The organism is Streptomyces sp. NPDC038200 (genome assembly GCF_055600785.1).
Genome location: NZ_JBVJYH010000010.1, coordinates 257,560 through 282,609 on the forward strand (window position 1 = coordinate 257,560; position 25,050 = coordinate 282,609).

The 25,050-nt window shown below is 73.8% G+C and carries 20 protein-coding genes; 5 read left to right on the top strand and 15 right to left on the bottom strand.

Translation table 11 applies throughout. The annotated features are described in order from the left end of the window. Positions 1 to 114 precede the first annotated feature (114 nt). The gene (locus ACZ7KF_RS22520; protein ID WP_471077738.1) at positions 115 to 1,830 is read right to left on the bottom strand and encodes a purine-cytosine permease family protein; all 1,716 of its coding nucleotides are present in this window, start codon (positions 1,828 to 1,830) and stop codon (positions 115 to 117) included. Between the two features lie 452 nt (positions 1,831 to 2,282). Between ACZ7KF_RS22520 and ACZ7KF_RS22525 the strand changes: the two genes are divergently transcribed. Further along, positions 2,283 to 3,095, top strand: coding sequence for a CAP domain-containing protein (locus ACZ7KF_RS22525; RefSeq protein WP_471077741.1), 813 nt, complete (start codon positions 2,283 to 2,285; stop codon positions 3,093 to 3,095). On the opposite strand, the gene ACZ7KF_RS22530 is transcribed toward ACZ7KF_RS22525, so the two are convergent. Further along, positions 3,062 to 4,261 carry an MFS transporter gene (locus tag ACZ7KF_RS22530; protein WP_471077744.1) on the bottom strand — a complete coding sequence of 400 codons (1,200 nt, stop codon included), beginning with the start codon at positions 4,259 to 4,261 and terminating at the stop codon, positions 3,062 to 3,064. The genes ACZ7KF_RS22525 and ACZ7KF_RS22530 overlap by 34 nt on opposite strands. Before the next feature lie 54 nt (positions 4,262 to 4,315). On the opposite strand from ACZ7KF_RS22530, the gene ACZ7KF_RS22535 reads away from it, so the two are divergent. Further along, positions 4,316 to 5,095 carry an AraC family transcriptional regulator gene (locus ACZ7KF_RS22535; protein WP_471077747.1) on the top strand — a complete coding sequence of 260 codons (780 nt, stop codon included), beginning with the start codon at positions 4,316 to 4,318 and terminating at the stop codon, positions 5,093 to 5,095. Between the two features lie 16 nt (positions 5,096 to 5,111). On the opposite strand, the gene ACZ7KF_RS22540 is transcribed toward ACZ7KF_RS22535, so the two are convergent. Further along, a complete protein-coding gene (locus ACZ7KF_RS22540; RefSeq protein WP_471077750.1) occupies positions 5,112 to 6,803 on the bottom strand; it encodes a sigma-70 family RNA polymerase sigma factor in 1,692 nt (563 codons plus the stop codon). Positions 6,804 to 6,987: 184 nt separating this feature from the next. After that, a complete protein-coding gene (locus tag ACZ7KF_RS22545; protein WP_471077752.1) occupies positions 6,988 to 7,401 on the bottom strand; it encodes a winged helix-turn-helix transcriptional regulator in 414 nt (137 codons plus the stop codon). A gap of 97 nt (positions 7,402 to 7,498) precedes the next feature. Between ACZ7KF_RS22545 and ACZ7KF_RS22550 the strand changes: the two genes are divergently transcribed. Continuing rightward, positions 7,499 to 8,362: an alpha/beta fold hydrolase gene (locus ACZ7KF_RS22550; protein ID WP_471077755.1), complete on the top strand. Its 864-nt coding sequence runs from the start codon at positions 7,499 to 7,501 to the stop codon at positions 8,360 to 8,362. Between the two features lie 150 nt (positions 8,363 to 8,512). Here the strand turns inward: ACZ7KF_RS22550 and ACZ7KF_RS22555 are convergent, their stop codons facing one another. After that, entirely contained in the window at positions 8,513 to 9,232 is a 720-nt protein-coding gene (locus ACZ7KF_RS22555; RefSeq protein ID WP_471077758.1) for a DUF4232 domain-containing protein, read from the bottom strand. A gap of 272 nt (positions 9,233 to 9,504) precedes the next feature. On the opposite strand from ACZ7KF_RS22555, the gene ACZ7KF_RS22560 reads away from it, so the two are divergent. Together ACZ7KF_RS22560 and ACZ7KF_RS22565 are read left to right on the top strand one after the other, a co-directional pair. Further along, complete coding sequence (locus ACZ7KF_RS22560) at positions 9,505 to 10,572, top strand: NAD(+)/NADH kinase (RefSeq protein ID WP_471077761.1); 1,068 nt, start codon at positions 9,505 to 9,507, stop codon at positions 10,570 to 10,572. 208 nt (positions 10,573 to 10,780) lie between these two features. Then, entirely contained in the window at positions 10,781 to 11,281 is a 501-nt protein-coding gene (locus ACZ7KF_RS22565) for a peptidylprolyl isomerase (protein WP_471077765.1), read from the top strand. A 58-nt stretch (positions 11,282 to 11,339) separates the two neighbouring features. Here ACZ7KF_RS22565 and ACZ7KF_RS22570 read toward each other — a convergent pair whose 3' ends face one another. The 10 genes from ACZ7KF_RS22570 to ACZ7KF_RS22615 form a co-directional block, all read right to left on the bottom strand. Then, complete coding sequence (locus ACZ7KF_RS22570) at positions 11,340 to 11,555, bottom strand: MbtH family protein (RefSeq protein WP_471077769.1); 216 nt, start codon at positions 11,553 to 11,555, stop codon at positions 11,340 to 11,342. Next, positions 11,552 to 12,922 carry a crotonyl-CoA carboxylase/reductase gene (gene ccrA / locus ACZ7KF_RS22575; RefSeq protein ID WP_471077772.1) on the bottom strand — a complete coding sequence of 457 codons (1,371 nt, stop codon included), beginning with the start codon at positions 12,920 to 12,922 and terminating at the stop codon, positions 11,552 to 11,554. The genes ACZ7KF_RS22570 and ccrA overlap by 4 nt, the downstream gene beginning before the upstream one ends. Before the next feature lie 4 nt (positions 12,923 to 12,926). Then, the gene (locus ACZ7KF_RS22580) at positions 12,927 to 13,706 is read right to left on the bottom strand and encodes a thioesterase II family protein (RefSeq protein WP_471077776.1); all 780 of its coding nucleotides are present in this window, start codon (positions 13,704 to 13,706) and stop codon (positions 12,927 to 12,929) included. Between the two features lie 126 nt (positions 13,707 to 13,832). Beyond that, entirely contained in the window at positions 13,833 to 15,683 is a 1,851-nt protein-coding gene (gene asnB, locus ACZ7KF_RS22585; RefSeq protein WP_471077779.1) for an asparagine synthase (glutamine-hydrolyzing), read from the bottom strand. A gap of 20 nt (positions 15,684 to 15,703) precedes the next feature. Then, positions 15,704 to 15,958, bottom strand: coding sequence for an acyl carrier protein (locus tag ACZ7KF_RS22590; protein ID WP_225829080.1), 255 nt, complete (start codon positions 15,956 to 15,958; stop codon positions 15,704 to 15,706). Between the two features lie 137 nt (positions 15,959 to 16,095). Next, positions 16,096 to 17,118, bottom strand: a complete 1,023-nt coding sequence (locus ACZ7KF_RS22595) for a 3-oxoacyl-ACP synthase III family protein (protein ID WP_471077782.1) — start codon at positions 17,116 to 17,118, stop codon at positions 16,096 to 16,098. A 31-nt stretch (positions 17,119 to 17,149) separates the two neighbouring features. Next, positions 17,150 to 17,869 (bottom strand): SDR family NAD(P)-dependent oxidoreductase, encoded by a 720-nt coding sequence (locus ACZ7KF_RS22600; protein ID WP_471077785.1) that lies wholly within the window; start codon positions 17,867 to 17,869, stop codon positions 17,150 to 17,152. Beyond that, positions 17,866 to 19,179 (bottom strand): ACP S-malonyltransferase, encoded by a 1,314-nt coding sequence (locus ACZ7KF_RS22605; protein WP_471077788.1) that lies wholly within the window; start codon positions 19,177 to 19,179, stop codon positions 17,866 to 17,868. The genes ACZ7KF_RS22600 and ACZ7KF_RS22605 overlap by 4 nt, the downstream gene beginning before the upstream one ends. Next, the gene (locus ACZ7KF_RS22610; protein ID WP_471077791.1) at positions 19,172 to 23,860 is read right to left on the bottom strand and encodes an SDR family NAD(P)-dependent oxidoreductase; all 4,689 of its coding nucleotides are present in this window, start codon (positions 23,858 to 23,860) and stop codon (positions 19,172 to 19,174) included. The genes ACZ7KF_RS22605 and ACZ7KF_RS22610 overlap by 8 nt, the downstream gene beginning before the upstream one ends. Positions 23,861 to 23,864: 4 nt before the next feature. Continuing rightward, positions 23,865 to 25,031 carry a zinc-binding alcohol dehydrogenase family protein gene (locus tag ACZ7KF_RS22615; RefSeq protein ID WP_471077794.1) on the bottom strand — a complete coding sequence of 389 codons (1,167 nt, stop codon included), beginning with the start codon at positions 25,029 to 25,031 and terminating at the stop codon, positions 23,865 to 23,867. Positions 25,032 to 25,050 lie beyond the last annotated feature (19 nt).

The window sequence follows — 25,050 nt, forward strand, 5'->3', positions numbered from 1 at the left end:
CTTTCGTCACCCGAGAATTCCGTCGTCAACCGAGAAGTCCCCCCCAACGGGGGAGGGCAACCCCACATCCGCACGGCGGTTGCACACCTCTACCCCGCCCCCCGCGCCGTGGGGTCATCCGGCGGAGGGCCCGTCGCCGGACCGGACGGCCGGCATGGCCAGGGACACCGGCCCGGACGGGCCCGTGCCGCTCTTGCAGACGTCGTGGCAGTCCTTCTCCAGGCTGCAGCACAGTGAACAGACGGCGCCCTGGTGGAAGGGGCAGCCGGCCATGTCGGGCCGTTCGAAGCCGGTCGCGCACACGGTGCAGGTCAGCACGGCGGCCGAGGGCAGGCCGTCCGCGCCGAGCAGCGGCTGGGGCAGGTCGTCCGGACGGGCGATGTAGTAGCGGCCCCTGGTGAGGACCGCGAGCAACGGGGAGAGCACCAGGGCCAGGAACAGCGCGATGAACGGCGAGAACGCCTTGGCGTACGCGCCGAACGCCTCGAAGTAGGCGGCGATGGAGACCGCGGAGGCGATCAGCATCGACCCGAAGCCCACCGGGTTGAAGTGGTACAGGTGGGCGCGCTTGAACTCGATGTACGACGGGCTCAGCCGCAGCGGCTTGTTGATCACGAGGTCGGCGACGACCGCGCCGATCCAGGCGATGGCCACGTTGGAGTAGAAGCCGAGCACGGTGTTGAGGAAGCCGAAGACCCCGCCCTCCATCAGGGCCAGCGCGACACCGACGTTGAGGAAGATGTAGACGACGCGTCCGGGGTGACGGTGGGTCAGGCGGGAGAAGAAGTTCGACCAGGACAGGGAACCGGAGTACGCGTTGGTCGAGTTGATCTTTATCTGGGAGAGGATGACGAAGAAGGTGGCGAGGCCGAGGGCGACCGGCGCGGCGAACGTCCGGAACCCGTGGACGTACTGCTGGATCGGTTCGTCGGCCTTGCCCAGTCCCACGCTGCCGGCGATGGAGAAGGCGAGGAAGGCGCCCCCGATCTGCTTCAGCGCGCCGAGGACCACCCAGCCGGGGCCGGCTCCGAGCACCGCGGCCCACCACCGCCTGCCGTTCTCCGGGGTCTTGTCGGGCATGAAGCGCAGGTAGTCCACCTGCTCGCCGATCTGCGCGATCAGTGACAGCGCGACGCCCGCGCCCGCTCCCACGCCGAGCATGCTGATGGCCGACCCGGTGGGCGAGTCGCCCGCGAAGTGGGTGAACTCCGAGTAGGTGCCGGGATCCTGGACGGCGATGGACACGAACGGGGCCACCATCAGCACCAGCCAGACCGGCTGGGTCCACACCTGCATCCTGGACAGCGCGGTCATGCCGTGCACGACGAGCGGCAGGATGACCAGGGAGCAGATGACGTAGCCGACGGCCAGCGGGATGTGCAGGCCCAGTTCCAGGGCCTGCGCCATGATGGAGCCCTCGAGGGCGAAGAAGATGAAGGTGAAGCTCGCGTAGACGACCGAGGTGAGCGTCGAGCCGAGGTATCCGAAGCCGGCGCCCCGGGTCAGCAGGTCCATGTCGATGGAGTACTTCGCCGAGTAGTACGCGATCGGTACGCCGGTGAGGAAGACGACCACGGCCGCGGCCAGGATCGCCACCAGGGCGCTGGAGAAGCCGTGGGCGACGGCGATCGAGCCGCCGATGGCGAAGTCCGCCAGGTAGGCGATGCCACCGAGGGCCGTGGTGGCCACGACGTACGGCGTCCAGCGGCGGAAGGACTTGGGCGCGTAGCGCAGTGAGTAGTCCTCCAGGGTGTCCTTCCTCGCCCAATCGTTGTACGTACGGCTGCCGGGCGGGGCCGATGGCGCTTGGTTCTCGACGATCTCCGTCACGGCGCTCCCCTTTTCCTGCACGGCTCCCGGACGGCCCGGGGCGGTGCAGGGAAGGTTCGTGCCGCGGTATTGCCCGGTTGTTTCGTGGCCTTTACAACCTGCGAACCGCCATGAGGTGACATCCATCACAGCGGTGTCGTCGACTATGCGTGCCGGATAGTAGGTGCCACTCCCACGACATATGGGATTTGTCCGGCTTGCGACGTGCGTGAGCGGCGATAGAGGAAGGCACGCGCGGGCCGCTCGACACCTGCGCGCATCGGTCGCGAGGCGCCCGCATCTGACAGGACGACAGGAATGAGCAAACGTCGCAGACGCGAAGTCGGCAGCTCGCGGCTCGCCTGGCAAGGGCCGTCCGGGCCTACGAAGCGCGGTAGTAGGAGAAGGCTTTGCGCTCCGTGTGAAGCCGTCCCGAGAATGAGCGCCCGGCGATCACCGAGTGAGGTTGACGAATGGGCCAGCACCGCAAGACGAAGCACTACCGGCGGATAGCCATCACCGCCGCCGCCATCGGCGCCGTGGGCGTGCCCTCCGTCGCCCTGGCTTGTTCCGAGTGGCCGTCCGGTACGGACGCCCCGGCACAAGCCACCGCGACGACCGCGCCCGTGGGGCAGTGGCAGTACCCCTACACGCATCACCACCGCAACGTCTCCGGCGCGAGCGCGCCGCAGACCACCACCCCGAGCACCGTCGCGCCGCAGCCCGGCGCGCCGACCGCGCCTCCGGCGGCGGCTCAGCCGAGCACCCAGAAGGCCAAGAAGAAGATCACGGTCCTCCACCCCGGCCGGACCGCCGCGCCGAGCACCCCGCAGGCACCCCCCGCCCCCGCCCGCACCGCGTCCGCGGCCCCCGCCGCGCCGAGCACCCCCCAGGCCACCGCCCCGGCCTCCGGGGTCACCGCCGAGATCGTGCGGCTCGTGAACGACGAGCGGGCCAAGGCCGGTTGCCGTGCCCTGACGCTGAACCCGACGCTGACCAAGGCCGCCCAGGCCCACAGCGCGGACATGGCGGCCCACCAGAACATGTCGCACACGGGATCCGACGGTTCGTCCCCCGGTGACCGCATCACGAGCGCCGGCTACACCTGGAGCAGCTACGGCGAGAACGTCGCCTACGGCTACTCCACGGCGCAGCAGGTCATGGCGGGCTGGATGTCCAGCCCGGGCCACCGGGCCAACATCCTCAACTGCGGGTTCCAGGAGATAGGCGTCGGTCTCGCGCAGCCCGGCAGCTACTGGACCCAGGACTTCGGTACGGCCCGGTGAGCGTCCCCGGCCGGCGGGCCGTCCCGCCGGCCGGGACCCGCGGGTTCGGGCAGGGTGCGCAACAGCAGCCAGCTCAGCACCGGCATCAGGACCAGGGGGGCCAGGGCGGTCCGCAGGGACGTCGCGTCGGCCACCCGGCCCACGAGGGGGCTGGCCAGTCCGCCGATGCCGACGGACAGACCGAGGGTGACACCGCCGGCGGTGCCGACGCGTGAGGGCAGGTAGTCCTGGCCCAGCGTGACCTGGAGCGAGAACGGCACGTACAGACCCATGGAGGTCAGTGCCACGCACAGGTACAGGGCGGGTCCGGGGACGAGGACGACGCCCGCCACCGCCGCGACCGACAGCAGGTACGCCCGGCGGCAGACCGTGACGCGGTCCAGGCGGGCCGCCAGCGCCCCGCCCAGCACGGAGCCGAACGCGCCGCCGAGGTAGAGGACGCACAGCGCGGTCGTACCGGCGGCCGTGCCACCGCCCGTGCGCTGTGCCGCGTACAGGGACAGGAAGCTGCTCAGGCCCGTGAACACGACCGAGCGGCACACCACGGCCAGCGACAGCCTCAGGAAGGCCGCCCGGTCGTCGGTGCCGGCCGTCGGTGCCGCCCCGAGCAGCTGCCGCCGCCGCGCCGGCGAGCGCAGGACGGTCAGGCCGAGCGCCGCGCCGGCGAGCGCAGGCAGCGCGAGCAGCGGGGTCCAGCGCAGTCCGCGGGTGCCCACGACGGCGGCGACCAGGAGCGGGGCCAGGGCGAAGCCGACGTTGCCGCCCAGGGAGAACCAGCCCATCGCACCGTGGCTGCCCCCGGCGGCCAGCCGGGCGACCCGGGCGGACTCGGGGTGGTAGGCGGCCACGCCGATCCCGGACACCGCCACGACGGCCAGGGTGAGCGCGTACGAGCCGCTGGTCCCGCTCAGTGCGATGCCCAGACCGGCCAGGAGCGTACTGGCCGGCAGCAGCCAGGGAACCGCCCGGCGGTCGGTGAGCGCGCCGAACAGCGGCTGCACCACCGAGGAGAGCAGCGAGGCGGCCAGGACGACGCCGGAGGCCGCCGCGTAGCCGTAGGCGCGCTCGGCGACGAGGTACGGGATCAGGGACGCCACGGCTCCCTGGTAGACGTCGACACAGGCATGGCCCAGGGTCAGCAGGGTGATCGATGTTTTCGTTCGCACCCCGTCATGCTCGGACCCCGCCCGTCTGTCGCGCTGTCGATAAACTGCCAGGCGATGACGGAGATCCGCCATGAGCCGGTGGCCCCCACGCGCACCCAGTGGCTGGCCTCCGGCGCGTCGATCGACGCCCACCGGCACGACGAGCACCAGATCGTGTACGCGGGCCGGGGCGTGCTGGCCGTCACCACCGACGCCGGTTCCTGGATCGCCCCGGCCACCCGCGCCCTCTGGGTGCCGGCCGGCACCGCGCACGCCCACGAGGCGCACGGGGCGCTCGAACTGCATCTGGTGGGCCTGCCGGCGACCGAGAACCCGCTCGGCCTGGACGCGCCGACCGTGCTCGCCGTGGGTCCGCTGCTGCGCGAGCTGATCGTCGCTTACGCCCGTGGCCCGCAGGACGGAAGTCCCGAACGGGCGCGGCTGCGCGCGGTGTTGCTGGACCAGCTGCGCGCCTCGCCCCAGCAGCCGCTGCATCTGCCGGCGCCCTCGTCGCCGGTGCTGCGCGCGCTGTGCGACATCCTGCGCGCCGATCCGGCCGACGGCCGTACCCTGGCGGTGCTGGGCCGGGAGGTCGGGGCGAGCGACCGCACCCTCTCCCGGCTGTTCCGCGACGACCTGGGCATGACGTTCCCGCAGTGGCGCACCCAGTTGCGGCTGCACCACGCGCTGGTCCTGCTGGCCGAGAAGACGCCGGTGACCACGGTGGCGCACCGGTGCGGCTGGTCCTCGGCCAGCGCGTTCATCGACGTCTTCCGGCGCACCTTCGGGTACACCCCGGGCAGCGGTCCGGCGGCGGCACGGCCGGCCGGCGCCGGCGGACCCGGGCGGCCGTGAGGGTCCGGGCCGCGGCTCAGAGCTTGGCGCCGAAGTCCTGGGTCCACCAGGGGCCGCCGGAACCGTTGTGGACGCCCACGCCGATGTTCTTGAACGAGCAGTTGAGGATGTTGGCGCGGTGGCCGGGGCTGTTCATCCAGGAGTCCATCACCGCCTGCGGGGTCTGCTGGCCCCTGGCGATGTTCTCGCCGTACGTGGACCAGCGGTAGCCGGCCGCGGTGATGCGCTCGCCGGGACCGTTGCCGTCCGGGTCCGTGTGGTCGAAGAAGCCGCGGGCGGCCATGTCGTCGGAGAGGCCCTGGGCGGCCCGCTCCAGCTGCGGGTCCTCGGTGACCGGACCGCAACCGGCCGCCGCCCGCTCCTTGTTCACCAGGGCGACCACCTGCGCCACGGTGCCCGTGGGCGCCGACTGCGCCTGGGGAGTGCGGGAGACCCGGGGGGCGGCGCGCACGGTCTGCTTCGCCTCGGGGGTGGCGGCCCGCTTCGTGGGGCGGGGGCTCTTGGCGGGGCTCGGCTTCTTCGAGTGCGACGGGGACGGTGACGCGGACGGCGAGGGCGACGCCGAGGTCGCGACGGCGCTGGGCTCGGAGAGGTCCGCCACCGGGGCGGCGGTCTGCGCGGCGGTGGTGTCCTTGGCCTCCGGTCCGGAGCCGGTGCCGAAGTACCAGAGGCCGCCGCCCGCCACACAGGCCGCCACCACGGCACCCCCGACGGCCCGGCGCCGGTTCCGCCGGCGGCGCCGCGCCTCGTCGCGTGCCGTCGTACGGCGGCGCGAGGCGCGCAGCCCGGTCCGGGCGCCGGAGCCACCGCCGCTCGCCGCACCCTGCTCCCGTCCGGCCAGGTCCGCGCCCGCGTCCGGGGCGGCGGCCGGGGCGTCCGGCGGGAGCGGCGCGGCCGAGCCGGTCGCGGTCATGGCGGTCGGGGCGGACCGCGCCGTCGCGAGCAGCGCCGACGACACCCCGACCAGTCCCAGCCCGGCCAGCAGACCCTCCGCGGGCAGCAGCCCGCTCCACAGGCCGCCGCAGCGTGCGCATGCGCGGGCGTGCCGGGCTATGCGCTTGCGCCAGAGGGCGGAGGGCACACCGTCCCAGGAGACCAGCACACCGTGCAGTTCCTCGCAGGCGGGGCGCGTGTCGAGCGCCCGCACCACCACGCGGGCCGCCTCCAGCCGCGCCTTCATCCGCTGCACCCGTACCGCGGTGTGCTGCGGGGAGACGCCGAGGGCCGCGGCGACTTCGGGCCGGGTCAGCTCACCGGCGCACTCCAGCCACCACAGCGACAGCACCTCCCGGTCCTCCGGCTCCAGCCAGCGGGTGGCGCGCGCGGTCTCCTGGCGCTGGCCGGAGAGCTGGAGCCGCACGATGGTCAGGTCCACGAAGTCGGCGCCCGGATCGGCCACGTCGCCGGCTTCCTCCACGGTGCCCGGAGCGAGCTGCCGGTCCTGCCAGTGCGCCCTGACCCGGTTCATCGCGATGGCCACGAGCCAGGAGCGGAAGCTCTCCGGGGTGCGCAGGTCGCCGAGCGAGCCGAGGGCCCGCAGCATGGTCTCCTGGACCACGTCGTCGACGTCGACCGAACCGTTCAGGGCCCGCCCCACGATGTTGTACACCAGCGGGAGGTAGGCATGGACCAGGGCGTCCTGGGCCGCCTGGTCCCCCGCTCGGGCGGCGGTCACCAGTGCCGGATCCACCGTGTGCTGTGTCCTCATCAAGCTTCCCTGTCCTCGACGCCGAACCGTGCTGTCCGTTACCTGGGAGACCGCTCGGTGCGGCGCCGATAACAGTTCTTCGGAAAATCGTTCGACGGGAGGCTCACAGGAGCGGTGTCACGGCCGCAAGGGGGAAGATCACACCGCGGCGGCGGACCGGGGCGCCGCACGGGTTACGGGGCGGTCAGCCGGTTCCGGTACGGTCCCCCCGCGCGTCGCTCAGCGCGTTCGCCCGGTCCACCTCGGCCATGTGCTCCTCCGCCCAGCTCCGGACGGCGGCGAGGACGGTGTCGAGCGACAGGCCGAGTCCGGTGAGCCGGTAGTGCACCGCGGGCGGCACGGTGGCCTCCACCCGGCGCGTCACCAGGCCGTCCCGCACCAGGTTCCGCAGGGTGACCGACAGCATCTTCTGCGAGACGCCCGGCATCCGGCGCAGCAGTTCGGCGAACCGCACCTCCCCCGGCGCCGCCTCCGCCAGCACCTTCACCGCCATCGACGTCCACTTCGTGCCGATCCGGTCGAGCAGTCGGCGCGTGGGGCACGCGGGGTCGAACAGGTCCCCGCGCGCGGTCGGCACGCCCTTGGCCTGGGAGGTCACCTGAAGCTCACCAACTGACGGGAAAGTGCGGTCTGGTGGGCCCCAGGTTAGTTACCTAGCGTTCCCTTGTCACCATTGGTTACCCAAAGGATTGCCCATGCCTTCCACTTCCGTCCCCGACGTGCGGCTGCGCCGGGTCACCGTCAACGGCGTCGGCCTCAACGTCGCCACGGCCGGCGCGGGGCCGGCCGTCCTGCTGCTGCACGGCTTCCCGCACACCTGGCGGCTGTGGACCGAGGTCATCGGCCCGCTGGCCCGCCGCCATCGGGTGATCGCACCGGACCTGCGGGGGTTCGGCGACAGCGAACGCCCGGCGGGCGGGTACGACGCGGGGATGCTCGCCGCCGACGCCGAGGGCCTGCTGGCGGCGCTCGACGCCGGGCCGGCCGCCGTCGTGGGCATGGACCTCGGCGCCCCGCCCGCGTTCCTGCTGGCCATGCGGCGGCCCGGGCTGGTGCGGCGGCTCGTGCTGATGGAGTCGCTGCTGGGCGACCTCCCGGGCGCCGACGCGTTCCTCGCCGGCGGGCCGCCCTGGTGGTTCGGCTTCCACGCCGAGCCCGGCCTCGCGGAGACCGTGCTCGCGGGCCACGAGGAGGCGTACGTCGGCTGGTTCCTGGAGCGGGGCACGCTCGGCCGCGGTGTGCGGCCGGACCTCCGTGCGGACTTCGCCCGTGCCTACGCCGGACGCGAGGCGCTGCGGGCGGCGTTCGGACCGTACCGGGCGCTGCCCACGAGCGCCCGGCAGATCCGCGAGGCGGTGGCCGGCGCCCGTCTCACCGTCCCCGCGCTCACGATCGGCGCCCACCCGGTGGGCCGCGCCCTGGAGCGGCAACTGCGCCCCCACGCCGACCGGTTGACCGGCGAGGTGATCCCGGACTGCGGCCACATCGTCCCGCTGGACCGCCCGGACGCGCTGCTGGGCCTGCTGGAGCCGTTCCTCGCGGCGGACGGCCGGGGGTGACGTTCGGGGCCCCGGCCCGGCGGCAAGCCCCGCCGAAGACGCGGCGAGGCCCCCGGCACGGCGCCGTCAGAGGGCCCCGCGCACCCAGGAGCAGGCGCACGCGACGGCCCCGCGCGCCCAGGAGCAGGCGCCGTCAGAGGGGCCGCCCGCTCAGGAAGGCTTCGTCGCCGACACCGCCGTCACGGTGACCTTGTCGTCGCACTCGGCGAGCACTCCGTCCGTCAGGGCGACCTGGTGCGCGCCCGCACCGGGCAGGCCGACCACGATCGTCGGGTACGAGGAAGGCGTCGCGCCCGACTCGCAGTACCCGTCCGCCTCGCCCTGCACCTGCACGAAGGTCAGCTTCACCCACGCCTGGCCGCCCGGCGCGAGCCTCACGGGGGCCGCGGCGCCCGTCCGCGTCACCTTCAGCGGCTTGGAGTGCTGCGGAGAGCCGTTGCCCGCGCCGGCCACCGTGGGGTGGCCCCGCAGCACACACGTCTTCGCGGAGACGTTGGTGAACTGGACGACCGCCGCTCCGGTGCCGGTACCCCGGGGCCGGTCGGCGGCCTGGTACGCCGTCGCCTCCAGCGCGTCCACGGCACAGACCCGCGCGCCGCCGGAGGAAGAGCCCGACGAGGTGCGTGAGGAGGTGCCGGCGACCGGGGACACGGGCGCGGCGGCCACGGGAACGGCCGGCGCGGACCGGGCGCCGCCGGCGGGCCGGGCACCCTCGGTGGCAGCGGTCGGGACGGCGGACGAGGTGGCCTTGCCGGCCGGCCTCCCGTCCGCGGGGGTACCGCTCGCCGCCTGGCAGGCGGTCAGCGAGAGGCCCGCGACAAGGGCGGCCAGGGCCGCCGCGGTGACGCGGCCGTCGGGTCGGTGATGCATGGGATCCCCCGTTGCGTGTGGTGCGTGTTCGGCAGGACCGGCGCGCCGCCGGTGCTCACCGGCACGGACAGGGGCGCCGCGCCACCGGGTTCCCCTGTCCGTGCGCTGTGACACGCCGGTGACGAGATCCGGGCCGGACGGGCACGAAGCCCCCGGCCGAGCCGGGGAGAGAGCCCCGCGCAGCGCCCCCGCGGCGTGGCGCGCACCCTGCCGGCGCACTCCGCGGCGAGGATGGCGCTCGGCAGAAGCCGACTGGGAGGCGGTGTGCGGACATGACGGTGAACCGTGTCGGCCTGGTCGTGCACGGCGGGCGCGCCGAGGCGGTGGCCGCCGCACGGACCGTGCGCGCGTGGTGCGCCGAGCACGCGGTGGGGTGCGCGGACATCGACGTGTGGCAGGAGGGCGCCCGGCACAGCGCCCGCGAGGAGGTCGACAGCGCGGGCGACCCGGATCTGATCGTCACCCTGGGCGGCGACGGCACCTTCCTGCGCGGTGCCCGGCTGGCGGCCGAGAACGACGCCCTGGTGCTCGGCGTCGACCTCGGCCGGGTCGGTTTCCTCACCGAGGTCCCGGTCACGGCCGTACGGGCGGCGCTGGACGCCGTGCGGGAGGAGCGGATCACGGTGGAGAGCCGGATGCTCCTCACCATGCGGGCGTCGTGCCGGCTGGAGGTGCCCGCGCAGATGGAGGCGCTGCTGCGGTACGGCCGCGGGCCGATGCTGCCCCCGCCGCGGGTGCGCGCGGACTGCGAGGTGGGCAACGACTGGGGCGTCGCCCTGAACGTCACCGCGCTGAACGACGTGGTCGTGGAGAAACTGGCCCGGGACCGGCAGGTGTCGGTCGCGGTCTATCTGGCGGGGCGGCTCCTGGCCGTCTACTCCGCCGACGCGCTGCTGGTGGCCACGCCCACCGGGTCCACCGCGTACAGCTTCGCCGCCGGCGGTCCGGTGGTCTCGCCCCGTGCCGAGGGCCTCGTCTTCACGCCCGTCGCCCCGCACATGGTGTTCAACCGCTCGGTCGTGGCCGCGCCGGACGAGCCCGTCGCGCTGCGGGTGCTCGAACGCTCGGGCCAGGCCGCGGTCAGCATCGACGGCCAGCTGCGCGGGGTGCTGAGCCCCGGCGACTGGATCGGCGTGTACGCGGCCCCGCGCCGGCTGAAGGCGGTCCGGCTCGGTCCGACGGACTTCTACGGCCGGCTGCGGGAGCGCATGAACCTCACGGACGCGCCGGCCGCGCTCGCCGACGGGGTCGCGGCGCCGCTGTGGCCGGTGACCACACCACCGCCGGGCGATCTGGCCCATCTGGCGCTGCCCCCGGCGCCCGGTAATGCGGGCGAATAGGGTCGGGGAAGCCGTCCGCCGGAGCCTGCCATGACCCGGATGGCCGTTCGAACCCCGGGGCGCCGCAGCACGGTCCATGTGCCCTGTGGTCGTATATTCCATGGTGCGTTTGAGCCGTCGGATGGCATGGTCCTCGGCCGCACCGGGGAACGGCCGCCGAGGCCGTACCGTAGCGTGGGCATGACCCACCGGGATAAGGAGATTTTTGATGTCGACAGTCGAGCTGAACACCAACTTCGGCCGGATCGTGCTGGAACTCAACGACGCCGAGGCGCCCAAGACCGTCGAGAACTTCCTGTCGTATGTCCGCAGCGGCCACTACGACGGCACGATTTTCCACCGGGTAATTAACGGCTTTATGGTCCAGGGCGGCGGTTTCACCCCGGACATGGACCAGAAGCCCACCCAGGGGCCGATCCAGAATGAGGCCGACAACGGGCTGAAGAACAACAACTACACCGTGGCGATGGCGCGGACGAGCGACCCGCACTCGGCCACGGCCCAGTTCTTCATCAACGTTTCGGACAACGCCTTCCTCAACTACTCGGCGAAGACCCCGACCGGCTGGGGCTACGCCGTCTTCGGCAAGGTCACCCAGGGTCAGGAAGTCGTCGACTCCATCAAGGCGATCAAGACGGGCAGCCGCCACGGCCACCAGGACGTCCCCACCGAGTCCGTGGTCATCGAGTCCGCCAAGATCCTCGCCTGACGCACACCGCCGGGGCGGCACCGGTCCACCGGTGCCGCCCGCCGCGGCGCCCGGTCCGTCAGCTCTCCGCCGCCATGGCCTCGGCCAGCTGACGGGGCCGCATGTCGGTCCAGTGCGCGGTGACGTACTCCAGGCAGGACGCCTTGTCGGCCTCGCCGTGGGCGACCGACCAGCCGGCCGGGATCTCGGCGAAGGCCGGCCAGAGGGAGTGCTGGCCGGCGTCGTTGACGACCACGAAGAAGCGGCCGTCCTCGTTGTCGAACGGGTTGCTCATGACGTCGTTCCTTTCGAAGAGGCTGCCGTCGTGGGCGGCCGGAATCGGTTGATGGCGTCGATGTGCCGGGCGCGCATCTCCTCGTCGCGCACGCCCAGGCCCTCCCGGGGCGCGAGGCACAGCACGCCGACCTTGCCCTGGTGCAGGTTGCCGTGCACGTCGTGGGCGGCCTGTCCGGTCTCCTCCAGGGGATAGACCTTCGACAGGGTCGGATGGATCCTGCCCTTGGCGATGAGGCGGTTGGCCTCCCAGGCCTCGCGGTAGTTGGCGAAGTGAGAGCCGATGATCCGCTTCAGCGACATCCACAGGTACCGGTTGTCGTACTCGTGGCGGTAGCCCGAGGTCGAGGCGCAGGTGACGATCGTGCCGCCCTTGCGGGCCACGAACACCGAGGCGCCGAAGGTCTCCCGGCCGGGGTGCTCGAAGACGATGTCGACGTCCTCGCCACCGGTGAGTTCCCGGATGCGCTTGCCGAAGCGCTTCCACTCCTTCGGGTCCTGGGTGTTCTCGTCCTTCCAGAACCGGTAGTCCTCGGCGCTGCGGTCGATGATCGCCTCGGCGCCCATCTCCCGGCAGACGGCGGCCTTCTGCTCGCTGGAGACCACACACACCGGGAACGCGCCGCCGGCCAGCGCCAACTGGGTGGCGTACGAGCCGAGTCCGCCGCTCGCGCCCCAGATCAGGACGTTGTCGCCCTGCTTCATCTGGGCGCCGTTGCGGGACACCAGCTGCCGGTACGCGGTGGAGTTGACCAGGCCCGGAGCCGCGGCCTCCTCCCAGGTCAGATGCCGGGGCTTGGGCATCAGCTGGTTGGACTTGACGAGCGCGATCTCGGCCAGCCCGCCGAAGTTGGTCTCGAAGCCCCAGATCCGCTGCTCGGGATCCAGCATGGTGTCGTCGTGGCCGTCGGAGGACTCCAGCTCGACGGAGAGGCAGTGCGCGACCACCTCGTCACCGGGCTTCCAGGCGTTGACGCCGGGGCCGGTGCGCAGGACGACGCCCGCGAGGTCGGAGCCGATGACGTGGTACGGCAGGTCGTGCCGCTTGGTCAGTTCGTTGCGCCGGCCGTAGCGCTCCAGGAACCCGAAGGTCGGCAGCGGCTCGAAGATCGAGGTCCACACCGAGTTGTAGTTGACCGAGGAGGCCATGACGGCCACCAGCGCCTCGCCCGGGCCCAGTGCGGGCACGGGCACCTCGTCCAGATGGATCGACTTGCGCGGGTCCTTGTCGCGGGTCTCCATGCCCGCGAACATCTCCGTCTCGTCCTTGTGCACGGTGATCGCGCGGTACGACTCGGGCAGCGGCAGGGCCGCGACGTCCGCGGGGGTGGCGTCCTCGGACAGGACCGCGCTGAGTATCTCGTTCACGGGTTCAGGCCGCCGCTCCGGTGCCGGACGCCAGCCGCCGCAGCGTGGCCTCGATCCGGTCCAGTACGGCCCGCTGCTCGGCCACCAGGTAGAAGTGGGCCCCGGGGTACACATGGAGTTCGAAGGGGCCGTCGGTCTCCTCGGACCAGGTCCGGGCCTCGTCGGGGGTCACCCGGGGGTCGACGTCGCCCGTCATCACCACGAAGGGGCTGTTCAGGCGCGGTCCGGCGGTGCGCTGGTAGGTCTCCACCGCGCGGTAGTCGGCCCGTAGCGCGGGCAGGATCATCCGCAGCAGCTCCTCGTCCTGGAGCAGGGCCGCGTCGGTGCCGTCGAGCTTGGTGACCTCTTCGATGAGCCGCGCGTCGTCGCCCTGGTGGACGTTCTCCGACCGCTGGACGGAGGGGCCCCGGCGGCCCGAGACGAAGAACACCGCGGGAGGCCGTCCGGCCTCCTCCAGAAGCCGGGCCAGCTCGAAGCCGACCATGGCGCCCATGCTGTGCCCGAACAGGGCGAGGGGCCTGTCGTCCTGCTCGTCCAGGGCGCTGAACACACCCTGCGCGAGTTCCTGGATGGAGTCCGCCGGGGGCTCCTGGCGGCGGTCCTGGCGGCCGGGGTACTGCACCGCGAGTACGTCCACGGCGGGCGAGAGCGCCTTGGAGACCGGGAAGTAGAAGCTCGCGGAGCCACCGGCGTGCGGCAGGCAGAGCAGCCGCGGCGCGCCCGGTGCCGGCTGGTGGAAGCTGCGCAGCCACAACTGGTGTGCTGCGCTGGACCGATCGGCCATGTGTCCCCCTTGGTGGAACGTGCTGTGTGCGAAACATGCGGGTACGGACGTGGGTAGAGGAAGCCGCCGGGCACCGGGGCGGAGCGCCGCCCGGCCCGTGCGGGCGGCGCTCCGGCGGTCGGGCCGTCAGAGGGTGACGGTCACGTCGTACGAGGCGAGCCAGCGGTTGAGCCACAGGGCCATCTCGATGCCTCCCCGGTCGTGCGGCAGGCTGAAGTCGTCCAGCTCGCGGCCGAGGACGCGCTTGACCCGCGTGCTGTTGAGCAGCGGCAGCACCGGCGCGTCCGGATCGGCCAGCACCTCCCGCAGCTCGGCGCGCAGGGCCTGCTCGTAGCGGATGTCCTGGGTGGAGGGGAACGGGGTCTTGGTGCGTTCCAGGACCGAGGCCGGCAGCACGTCGCGGACCGCGGCGCGCAGCAGGCTCTTCTCCCTGCCGTCGAACGACTTCATCGCCCAGGGCACGTTGAACACGTAGTCCATCAGGCGGTGGTCGCAGAACGGTACCCGGACCTCCAGGCCGACGGCCATGCTCATGCGGTCCTTGCGGTCCAGCACGGCCTGCATGAACCGGGTGATGTTCAGGTAGGTGACCTCGCGCATGCGCCGGTCGACCGCGGACTCACCCGGCAGCACGGGCACTTCGGCGAGGGCCTCGGCGTAGCGGTCCCGGCGGTAGCCCTCCAGGTCCAGCTTCTCCAGCAGCCCCTGGTCGATCAGCGAGCTGCCGCCGAAGATCCGCGCCGAGCCCGGGGTGAGCCAGGGGAACGTCGGCGCGTCGACCGCCTCGGGGCGCTGGTACCAGCGGTAGCCGCCGAACAGCTCGTCGGCGGACTCGCCGGACAGCACCACCGTCGCCCGCTTGCGGATCTCCCGGCACAGCAGGTAGAGCGACGGCCACAGGTCGCCCCAGTACGCCGGCGGCAGATCGGTGGCGCCCAGGATCGCCGACCGGATGGCCGGGTCGGCCAGCTCGGTGCTGTCGAGCAGCACCTCGCTGTGGTCGGAGCCCACATGGGCGGCGCAGTCCCGCACGTACGGCGCGTCGGCCGTGCCGCGGACCGCGTCCGGTTCGAACCCGTCGGCCGCGCCCTGGAAGTCCACCGAGTACGAGCGGACCGGGCCGCGCCCCTCGGCGTTCAGCGCGCGCTGGGCCAGAGCGGTGATGGCCGACGAGTCGAGGCCGCCGGAGAGCAGGGTGGCGACCGGGACGTCCGCGATGAGCTGGCGGGAGACGATGTCCTCCAGCAGCTCCCGCACGGTGGCGATCGTGGTGTCCAGGTCGTCGGTGTGCTCGCGGGCGGTCAGCTGCCAGTACCGGGTACGGGTCAGCCCGCCCTCGGTGACCCGCACCACCTGTCCGGGGCGGACCTCGGACAGGTCGGCGAAGGGCGTGACCTCCGGGGTGCGGACCATGTCCAGGATCTCGGCGAGACCCTGGGCGTCGACCCGGCGCGGCACACCGCGGTGGGCCAGCACGGCCTTCGGCTCCGAGCCGAAGACCACGCCGTCGGGGGTCCGGGCGAAGTAGAGCGGCTTGACCCCGATCGGGTCGCGCACCAGCAGCAGTTCGCGGGTGGTCGCGTCCCACAGGCCGATGGCGAACATGCCGTTGAGCCGCGCGGCGAAGTCGGCACCCCACTGGAGGTAGGCGTGGAGCACGACCTCGGTGTCGCTGTTGGTGCGGAACGCGTGTCCGAGAGCGGCCAGTTCGGCACGCAGCTCCCGGAAGTTGTAGATCTCTCCGCAGAAGGTCAGGGCCGCCAGGGTCCGGCCGTCGCGTTCGGCGACCATGGGCTGGGCGCCGCCCGCCGGGTCGATGATGGACAGCCGGCGGTGGCCGAGCGCGACGGGCCCCTCGATCCAGACGCCCTCGGCGTCCGGCCCGCGGCAGATCATGGTGTCGGTCATCGCCTGGACGACGGACCGGTGCCGCGCGAGGTCCTCGCCGTGGGCCACCCATCCGGTGATTCCGCACATGTCGTGTCGCTCCTAGGGCTTCAGGCCGCGGAGAGCGCGGCGTTGACGCGGTCGAGCAGCTGGCGCGGCGTACGGGCCTCGCTGATCACGTTCTCGCCGAGTTCGACGCCGTGCTTGCGCTCGATCCGGCGTACGGCGTTCAGCGTGGTGAGCGAGTCGAAGCCGAGGGCCGCGAACGTGACGTCCGACGGGTCGCCCTCGGGCTCGACCGGGTCCTGGTCGCCGTTGCTGCGGTTGAAGACGTCGATCAGGTCCTGGATGGTCAGCTCTGCCATGGTCGTTCTTCTCTCCGTGTATCTCGGTGGATCTCGGTGGATCTCGGTGTTTACCGGGGTGTCCGGGTGTTTCTCGGGGTGTCCGGGTGTTTCTCGGGGTGTCCGGGTGTTTCTCGGTGGTTCTCGGCCGTGCCCGGTCAGACGGCGAGCAAGGTGCAGTACCAGTGCATGCCGATGGACAGACCGGCGAGCGCGACCACGTCGCCCTCGGCCAGCTCGCCGCGCTCCAGCAGCATGTCCAGGCAGATGAGCTGGTCGGCGCCGCCGCAGTGGCCGAGGTCCTTGGCCAGTTCGGCGTTGGTGCGGTCCAGGGGCACCCCGACGGCCTTGGCGACGTCGGCGAGGGAGTCCTGGTTGTCGTTGAGGAACAGGAACCGCTTCACCTCGCCGGGGTCCACACCGGCGCCGTCGCACGCGTCCTCGAACACGGTGCGGACGCGGCTGTTGAGGGTGCGGACGAACTTCGCCAGGTGCTCGGGCTCCCGGCGGAAGTGCCGGTACACCAGGGACAGCGGGTCGATGTCCAGGTTGCCGGTGCCCTCGGGGGCGTGCGGGGCGGTCGCGCCACCGTACTCGACCCGGTAGAAGTCGGCGTAGGTGGGGTCGGTGAGCTGTTCGGTGGCGAGCCAGCGCAGTCGGCCGTGGCCGCGGCGCAGCACGGCCGCCGCGGCGCCGTCGCTGCCGAGCAGGGTGTTGAAGCGCATCCGGTTGGTGTGCGCCTCGCTCACCTGGTTGACGGCGACCAGCAGGATCGTCTCGGCGTCGGTGCGGGTCGCGAAGGTGCCGGCGATCTGCTGGAAGGCGGTGACGCCGGACGCGCAGCCCTGGCCGAGCAGCAGCGTCGGTGTCGTGCCGGCGCCGATCGCGCGGGCGACCGCGGCCGAGGTGTCCCACAGCAGGTATTCGGGGACGCTGCTGTCGGCCACCACGACGAGGTCGAGGTCGCGCGGATCGACGCCCGCCTTGGCGAGGGCCTTCTCGGCGGCGCGGGCGGCGAGGGCGGTGGAGGTGGTGCCCTCCGGGGCGCGGTGGTAGCCGCGGTAGCCCCAGAGCAGGACGCGGTCGGGGTCGTCGACGTGGTCGGCCGCGGTGGCGGCGACGTCGCGCGGGTCGCCGAGAGCGTGGGCGAGCGCGAGGACGCCGAAGTCCGTGACGGGCATCGGGTCTGGTTCTCCTTGTCCGTGGGCCTGTTCAGCGGGGGAACACGCCGTCGGCGGTCCAGCCGCCGTCGAAGCGCAGGGTGGTGGCGGTGAGATAGGCGAACGCGTCGCCGGTGAGGGTCAGGACGAGGTCGGCGATCTCCTCGGGCTCGGCGAGCCGGCCCAGCGGGGTGCGGGCGGCGATGGCGGCCTCGTCCAGGTTGCCGTTGGCGAAGCCTTCCGCCACGAGGGGGGTGCGGACGTAGGCGGGGCTGACCGCCACCACGCGTACGCCGTGCTCCGCCCACTCGACGCCGAGTGCCTCGGTGAGCATGACCACGCCGGCCTTGGAGGCGCAGTAGGCGGCCCGGCCGGGTACGGCCCGGTGGGCCATGACGGAGGCCAGGTTCACCACCAGTCCGCGGCTCGCGGACAGGGCCGGGAACAGGGCCTGGGCGCAGTAGAAGGTGCCGCTGAGGTTGACGCCGACGACCCGCTCCCAGGTGCGGGGCTTCAGCTCGGCCGACGGGGCGATCGCGCCGACGCCCGCGCTGTTGACGAGGAGGTCGGTCTCGGTCACCTCGCGGGCCGCGGCCTGGACGGACTCGGCGTCGGAGACGTCCACCTCGCGCCAGTCGTCGAGGCCGGTGCCGTCGCCGCGTCGGCGGTCCCAGCCGGTGACCGCCCAGCCCGCCCGGGCCAGCCGGGCGGCGACGGCCGCGCCGATGCCGCTGGACGATCCGGTCACGACCGCGTGTCGTCGCCTGCTCATGTCCGCTCCTTCCAGGCCCGGTAGACGGTCTCCACGGACGCGCTCACCGCGGCGACGGCGGCCTCGTAGGCGCCGGCCACCGGGTGGGCGGCGCGTACCTCGTGGGGTGTGCGGACCGGTGCGGCTCCGGGCGCCGCAGGGGCCGCGGTCACCGGGTGGGCGCTCGGCATCCGGTCCGGGGCGGGCCGGGTCAGGCCGAGTGCGGCCAGGTCCGGGGCGTGGCCCTCGGCCCAGAGCGCGGCGGCGGCCCAGCGCAGCTGGTCGAGTTGCGGCCTCGTCGCGGAGCCCGCGCTGACCGTGAGGTGCGGCCGTCCGTGCAGGGTGGCCGCGACGAAGCGGGTGAGGCTGCCGCAGCCGGCCTGGACGAAGACGCGGGCTCCCTGCCCGTACAGCCGCTCGATCACGGCGCGGAACCGGACCGGCTCCACCAGGTGCCGGTTCAGCAGGGCACGCAGTTCCGTCGCGTCGTCCGGGTAGGGGGCGACGGTGGTCGCCGACCAGACGGGGACGGCGGGGCGGGCGAGCGGCACACGGTCGAACACGGCGGAGAAGCCCGGCAGATACGGGCCGAGCATCGGTGAGTGGAAACCCGAGCGGAACGGAAGCACCCTGCGGGGCACCTCGGGGTCGGTGATCCGGGCCAGGCAGCGCGTGACGGCGTCCTCGTCGCCGCACAGCACGCTCTGGTCGGGCGCGTTGTCGTGGGACAGCGCCACCCGCGCCTCCCCCTCGGCGAGCCGGGCCGCGGCCTCGGCGGGCAGGCCGACGGCGGCGAAGACGACGTCCGGGACCGGGGCGGCACCCATGGTCCGGGCGAACTCCTCGAACGCCGGCTCGGGGAAGAGGCCCGCCGCGAACAGCGCGCTCCACTCCCCCGCGCTGTGGCCCGCCATGGCGTCCGGGACGACCCCGGCCCGCAGCAGCGCCGCGTGGAGCACCCGGTTGAGCCGCAGGGTGGCGTGGGTGCGGTCGGCGAGGGTGGCCGTGCCGGTCGTCGGTCCGGCGGGGCGGCCCAGCCAGTGGAGGACGTCGTCAGGGGGCGGGCCGGTGCGGGCGTCCAGGCCGGGGAAGAGGAAGACGGTGCCGCCGGCCGGCCCGGGTCGGGGGGCGAACCAGATGTCGTTGCCGCCGCGCCAGGGCTCGCCCCGTTCGATCAGGGCGAGGGCCAGCCCGACCCGTTCGGCCGTGGGGTCGAGCAGCGCGACGCGGCAGGGTCCGGTCCCGCCGCGCCGGCCCGCGCGCCGGCCCGCGCGCAGGGCGGCGCGCAGGGTGCCGGGGTCCGGCGCGGCGGCGAGGAGGATGTCAGTCAAGGGCGCTCCCGAACCCGGCGGGGTCCCCGGCGGTGAGCAGCACCTGCGGGTCGCGGCCGAAAGCCAGTTCGCACAGGAAGGCCCGTACGCCGTCGTCCGGGTCGATCAGGCCGATGCCGTTGCGGACGTACGCCCGTTCCAGTTCGGCGGTGACCATGCCGCCCGCGTCCGCCGCCCAGGGTCCCCAGTCCAGAGCGAGGACCCGGTCGGCGACGCGGCCGGACCACTGCCGGGCCAGGGTGTCCAGGGCGTCGTTGGCGGCGGCGTAGTCGCTCTGGCCGCGGTTGCCGGTGACGCCGGAGATGCTGCCGAAGAGCACCAGGTGGCGCAGGCCGGGCCGGAGCCGGGCGGCCAGGGTCCGGGCGCCCGCGACCTTCGTGTCGTACACCTCGGCGAACTCGTCGGGGGTCTTGTCCCGCAGCAGCCGGTCGCGGACCAGGCCGGCCGCGTGGACGACGGTGTCCAGTCGGCCGTGCCGGGCGTACACGTCGTCCAGGACGGCGCCCAGCCGTTCGGGGTCGCGTACGTCGGCGCGGTGGTAGCGCACCGAGGCGGCCCGCTCGGCGAGGCCGTCCAGACACCCCCGGACCTCCCGGCCGGCGGCATGGGCGCGGACCGCGCGTTCGATGCCGGCCGGGTCGCGCCCGCCGTCGGCGATCAGGCGGGCGCGCAGGTCGGCGTCGCTCAGGACGGGTCCGTCGACGGGTTCCGTGCGTCCGACGAGTTCGACATGGCAGCCGGTGAGCGTGGCCAGGGCGCGGGCGATGCGGGCGGTGATGCCGCGCGCGCCGCCGGTGAGGAGCACCACGGAGTCGCGGTCCAGGCCGAGGTCGCGGGCGGTGACGTCGCCGACGGGCAGCGGGGCCGGCCGGGTCCGCCAGACGGCCCGGTGGCCGGCGGTGTGGGTCACCGAGGGCCCGGGGGCGCCGAGTTCGGCGAGCAGGGTCCGCGCCGCCGCCTCCGGCGGCAGTCCGGTGGGCAGGTCGACGGCGACCACGGCGAGACCGGGGTGCTCACGGGAGACCGCGCGGGCCAGGCCGTGCAGGCCGCCGCCGGCGGGTCCGGCGGCGTGGCAGGTGGCCAGCAGCAGGGTGGACACGCCGCCCAGGACCGCCGCGCGCAGCTCGGCGAACCGGCCGGGCAGGACGCCGTCGCCGCCGTCGAGGGCGTCGAGCAGCAGGAGGGCGTCGCAGCCCGCGGGGTCGCTGACGACCTCGGTGCCGTTCTCCTTGAGCCGGGCGGCCAGTACGTCTCCGACCTCGCCGCCGCCGCTGACCACGGCACGGGCGAGGACCGGCGGCGGGCCGACGGGCCGTTCCTCGGCCACGGGTTCGACCACGTGCCGCACGGCGTCCCGCGGACCGACGGTCCGCTCCCCCGCCCCGGCCACCTGGCGGACGGCATCCGTCGGAGCGGCGGACGGCCCTGCGGGCTCCACCCCCGTCACCCGGCCGACAGCGTCCGTCGGGCCGGCGGGCGGGGCAGCGGGCTCTCGTCCGGGCTCCCGGGGGCCGGGGGCGGTGCGGGCGGTGAGCCAGTCGGTCATCGCCCGGATGGTGCGCAGGTCGGCGAGTTCGCCCACGGCTGCCGCGGCCGGGGTGCCGCGGACCAGGGCCGAGGCGATCTCCGTGCGCTTGAGCGAGTCGACGCCCAGGGCGGCTTCCAGGTCCAGGTCCGGGTCGAGCATGGCGGGCGGGTAGCCGGTGCGTGCGGCGACCAGGTCCAGGACGGACGGTGCGGAAGACGCCGCGGGTGCGGCGGTCCCGGTGCCGGTCTCTGTTCCGGTCCCGGTCTTGCCGGGTCGCCGGGGCTCCCCGGCGGCGGACTGTTCGGGGGCCGGGGCGTCCGTGCCGAGGTACCGGAGCATGACCTCCTGCTGCGCGGCCACGATCCGCTGGGTGCCGCGCAGGAACTCGATGACGGTCTCGTCGCGGCCGTCGGGCGTGCCGCCGCCGGTGAGCGTGACGGGCGGTCCGGCCGGCCGCAGCCCGCCGGGAACGGGCGTGCCGTCCGCGGTGCGGACCAGGTGCCCGTCGACGGTCCACCCGGCCGGCGCGGCGGCGGGCTCGTGCGCGGCGACGCGGTCGCCGGTCAGCTCGTCCAGCCGTACCGGGGTTCCGCGGACGGCGAGCGCGGCGAGGGTGCCGAGCAGGTGGGGCAGACCGGGACGGCCGGGAGCCTCCACGGACAGGGCGGTGTGCGGCCGGTCGGCGAGCACCTCGCCGACCAGGCGGGTCAGGACCGTGCCCGGGCCCGCTTCCACGAAGACGCGGACGCCGGCCGCGTACATGTCCTCGATCTGCTCGGCGAACCGCACCGGGCGGGCGAGGGCGTCGGCGAGCAGCGTGCGCATCGCCTCCGGCTCCGTGGGGTACGGCCGGGCGGTGGCGCCCGACCAGACGGGCACCCGGGGCGCGCGGAGGTCCTGGCCGGCCAGTGCGGCGGCGAACACGTCGGCGGCCGGGGCCATCCGGCGGCTGTGGAAGGCCGCCGCGACCGGGAGCCGCTTGGCGGTGTGGCCGGCCTCCCGCAGTACGGTGACGGCCGCGTCGATCCCGGCCGCGGAACCGGCGAGCACCAGTTGTCCGGGGGCGTTGTGGTTGGCCGGGGTGACGTCGTCCGCGAGGCCGTGCCGGGCCAGCACGTCGGCGACCGTGCCGGCGGGCGCGGCGACCGCGGCCATCGCGCCGGGGTCCGTACCCGCCGCGCGGTGCATGGCCTCGGCCCGGGCGCCGCTCAGCGGCAGTACGGCCGACTCGGGGAGGGCGCCGGCGGCGGCGAGGGCGGGCAGTTCGCCGTAGCTGTGGCCGGCGGTCGTGTCGGGTTCGACGCCGCAGGCCCGCAGGAGGTCCAGGGCGGCGAGTCCGCCGAGGCCGAGGGCGGGCTGGGCGAGCCGGGTGTCGACCAGGCGCGGGGGGTCGCCGCCGAAGGTGGCGGGTGGGAAGAGGGCGCCGGCCAGTGCCGGTTCGGCGCGCAGGTACCGGTGCAGGCGCGGGAAGGCGACGAAGAGGTCGGCGAGCATGCCGGGCCGCTGGCTGCCCTGGCCGGGGAAGAGCAGCGCGACGGGCTGCCGGGTGCCGTCCCCCACGTGCACGCCGTGCTCGGGGCGGTCCTCCAGGCGCAGGGCCAGTTCGAGTTGTTCCCGCAGCGCGGCGGTGTCCCCGGTGACGATGGCGACCCTGGTCGGGCCGGTGCCGGTGACAGCGGTCGGGGCGGACGGTCCCGAGGTCCCGTCGGCCAGTCGGCCGGCCAGTTCCCGCAGGGCGGTGCGGACCTCGTCCTCGGTGCCGCGGAAGAGCAGCAGTCCGGCGGACGGTGCGACGGCGGGACCCGCCGGGTCGGGGTGGTGGGCGGTGACGACCGCGTGGTAGTTGACCCCGCCGAAGCCGAACGCGCTGACTCCGGCGACGCGTTCGGTCTCGGCCCAGGGGCGGGCCGCGGTGTCGAAGGCGAAGGGGCTGGTCGCCGGGTCCCAGGCCGCGTTGGGCTCGGTGAGGCGGGTGGGCGGCCGGACGCCGGTGTGCACGGCGAGGACGGCCTTGATCAGCCCGGCCATGCCGGCCGCGCACTTGGCGTGGCCGATGAGGGACTTCACCGAGCCCAGCGAGCACGCTCCGGGCGGGGCGCCGGCCGCGCGGAACACCTCGGTGAGCGTCTCAAGTTCGGTGCGGTCCCCCAGTACCGTGCCGGTGCCGTGCGCCTCGACCAGGCCGACCGCGCGCGGGGACACGCCCGCGAAAGCGTAGGCGCGTTCCAGGGCGCGCCGCTGGCCCTCGGGCCGGGGCGCGGTCAGACCGAGGCCGCGCCCGTCGCTGCCCGCGCCGACCGCCTTGATCACGGCGTAGACGCGGTCGCCGTCGCGTTCGGCGTCCGCGAGCCGCTTCAGCACGAGGCAGGCCACGCCCTCGGCGAGGACGATGCCGTCGGCGGAGGCGTCGAAGGCGCGGCAGCGGCCGGTGGGCGACAGGGCCCGCACGGAGCCGAACAGCAGGTGGTCGTGGAGGCCGTTGTGGGTGTCGACGGCACCGCACAGGACCATGTCGCTGGTTCCGGTGAGGAGTTCCTTGCATGCCTGGTCGAGCGCGGCCAGCGAGGACGCGCAGGCCGCGTCCACGGTGTAGGTGGGGCCGCCGAGGTCCAGCCGGTTGGCGACCCGGCCGGCGATGACGTTGGCGAGGGTGCCGGGGAAGGAGTCCTCGGTCAGCCGGGGCAGTCGGGCGTCCAGTTCCTCCGGAACCGACTCCAGGTGCTGGCCGAGCAGGGAGCGCGCCGCGTACGCGGAGGCGAGGTCGGCCCCCGCCTCCGCGGCGAAGATCACCGAGGTGGTCTCGCGGTCGAACGGGCGCTCCGCGTAGCCGGCGTCGGCCAGCGCCCGGTCGGCGGTGTCCAGGGCGAGCAACTGGGCGGTCTCGATGGCGCCGAGGGAGTTCGGCGGGACGCCGTGGGCGAGCGCGTCGAAGGGCAGGGGCGGCAGGAAACCGCCCCATTTCGACGGCGACTGCTCGCCGGGCGCCGCCTCGGCTCCGGCCCAGTGGCGGTCGGCCGGCCAGCGGTCCGGCGGCACCTCGGTGACCGCGTCGGCACCGGCCAGCACGTTGGCCCAGTACCGTCCGAGGTCCGGGGCACCGGGGAAGGCGCAGGCCATGCCGACGACCGCCACGTCATAGGAACGCGGGCTCATCGGCTCAGCCCCTCCCGGCGCCGGAGAACAGCGGGAAGTAGGTGTCGAGGTCGTCCCGGCGGTACGCCTCGGCCAGTTCGGGGACGCGGGCGAACGGGGTGACCGGGTCGTCGGCGATGTCGGGCAGCCAGCCCGTCTCCTGCTGGGCGTCGCGGATGCGGGCGGCGTCCTGCAGCCGCCAGGCGTGGGTGTGGACGTGGATGTGCCGGCTGATGCACTCGGTGGCGCGCAGGTTCCACAGCCGCATGCCGGTCTTCCAGCCGACGGTGGAGACGACGCCCTCGCGGGCGAGGCTCTTCAGGGTGGCCCGGTGCAGGCCGCCGCCGAGGTTGTCCAGGAAGACGGAGACACCGTGGCCGCCGGAGAGTTCGCCGACGATCTCCAGGAACCGGGCCTCGGAGGCGCGGTAGCGGTCCATGGCGTCGGGGTCGGTGGACTCCTTGGCCCGGAGGTAGTCCAGGTCGGGGAACTCGCGGCGGTCGACGGCGATCGCGCCGGACGCGGCGATCTCCTTCAGCCGGCTCTCCCGACCGGAGACCATCGCCGTGCGGAAGCCCTCACGGCGGGCCAGTTCGAGTTCGGCGAAGACGACCCCGCCGCCCCAGCCCAGGACGAGCGGCTGCTCGTCCCAGGCGTCGTCGACCTGGCTGCGCCAGCACCGGCTGGTGACACGCCAGTTGTCCCACGCGGTGAAGTACCGGGCGAAGGGCGCCCAGCGCTCCAGCGGGTAGCGTCCGTCGGACGGCAGCGGCACCAGCCGGCCGGCGGGGACGACCATGCGCTCGGCCAGCAGTCCGGGCGAACCCGGCGCGTCGTAGGCGCAGATGGTCTCCGCGTAGCCGTTGCGGTCGACCTCGCCGAACGGGATCCACAGGCACTCCTGGCCCTCGCGCAGTCCGCGCACGCCCGAGCCGGGCTTCAGCACGCGGACGACGCCGCAGGTGCCGATGACGATCCGGTCCTCGCCGCGCTGCCGGACGATGTCGACGGGGTTGCGCGCGAGGGCGTGTTCCATGTTGGCCTCCCAGCAGCCCACGAGGGACTCGACGAGTACCTCGTGTTCGCCGGGAGAGGCGACCGGGATGCGGGTGAGGGTCAGCTCGCCGCGCACCGGTCCGCCGGACCTGTCCTGCGGACCTGCGGGCAGCACCCAGGCCTGCACGTTCTCCATCAGTTCCCCCTTGTGTGCG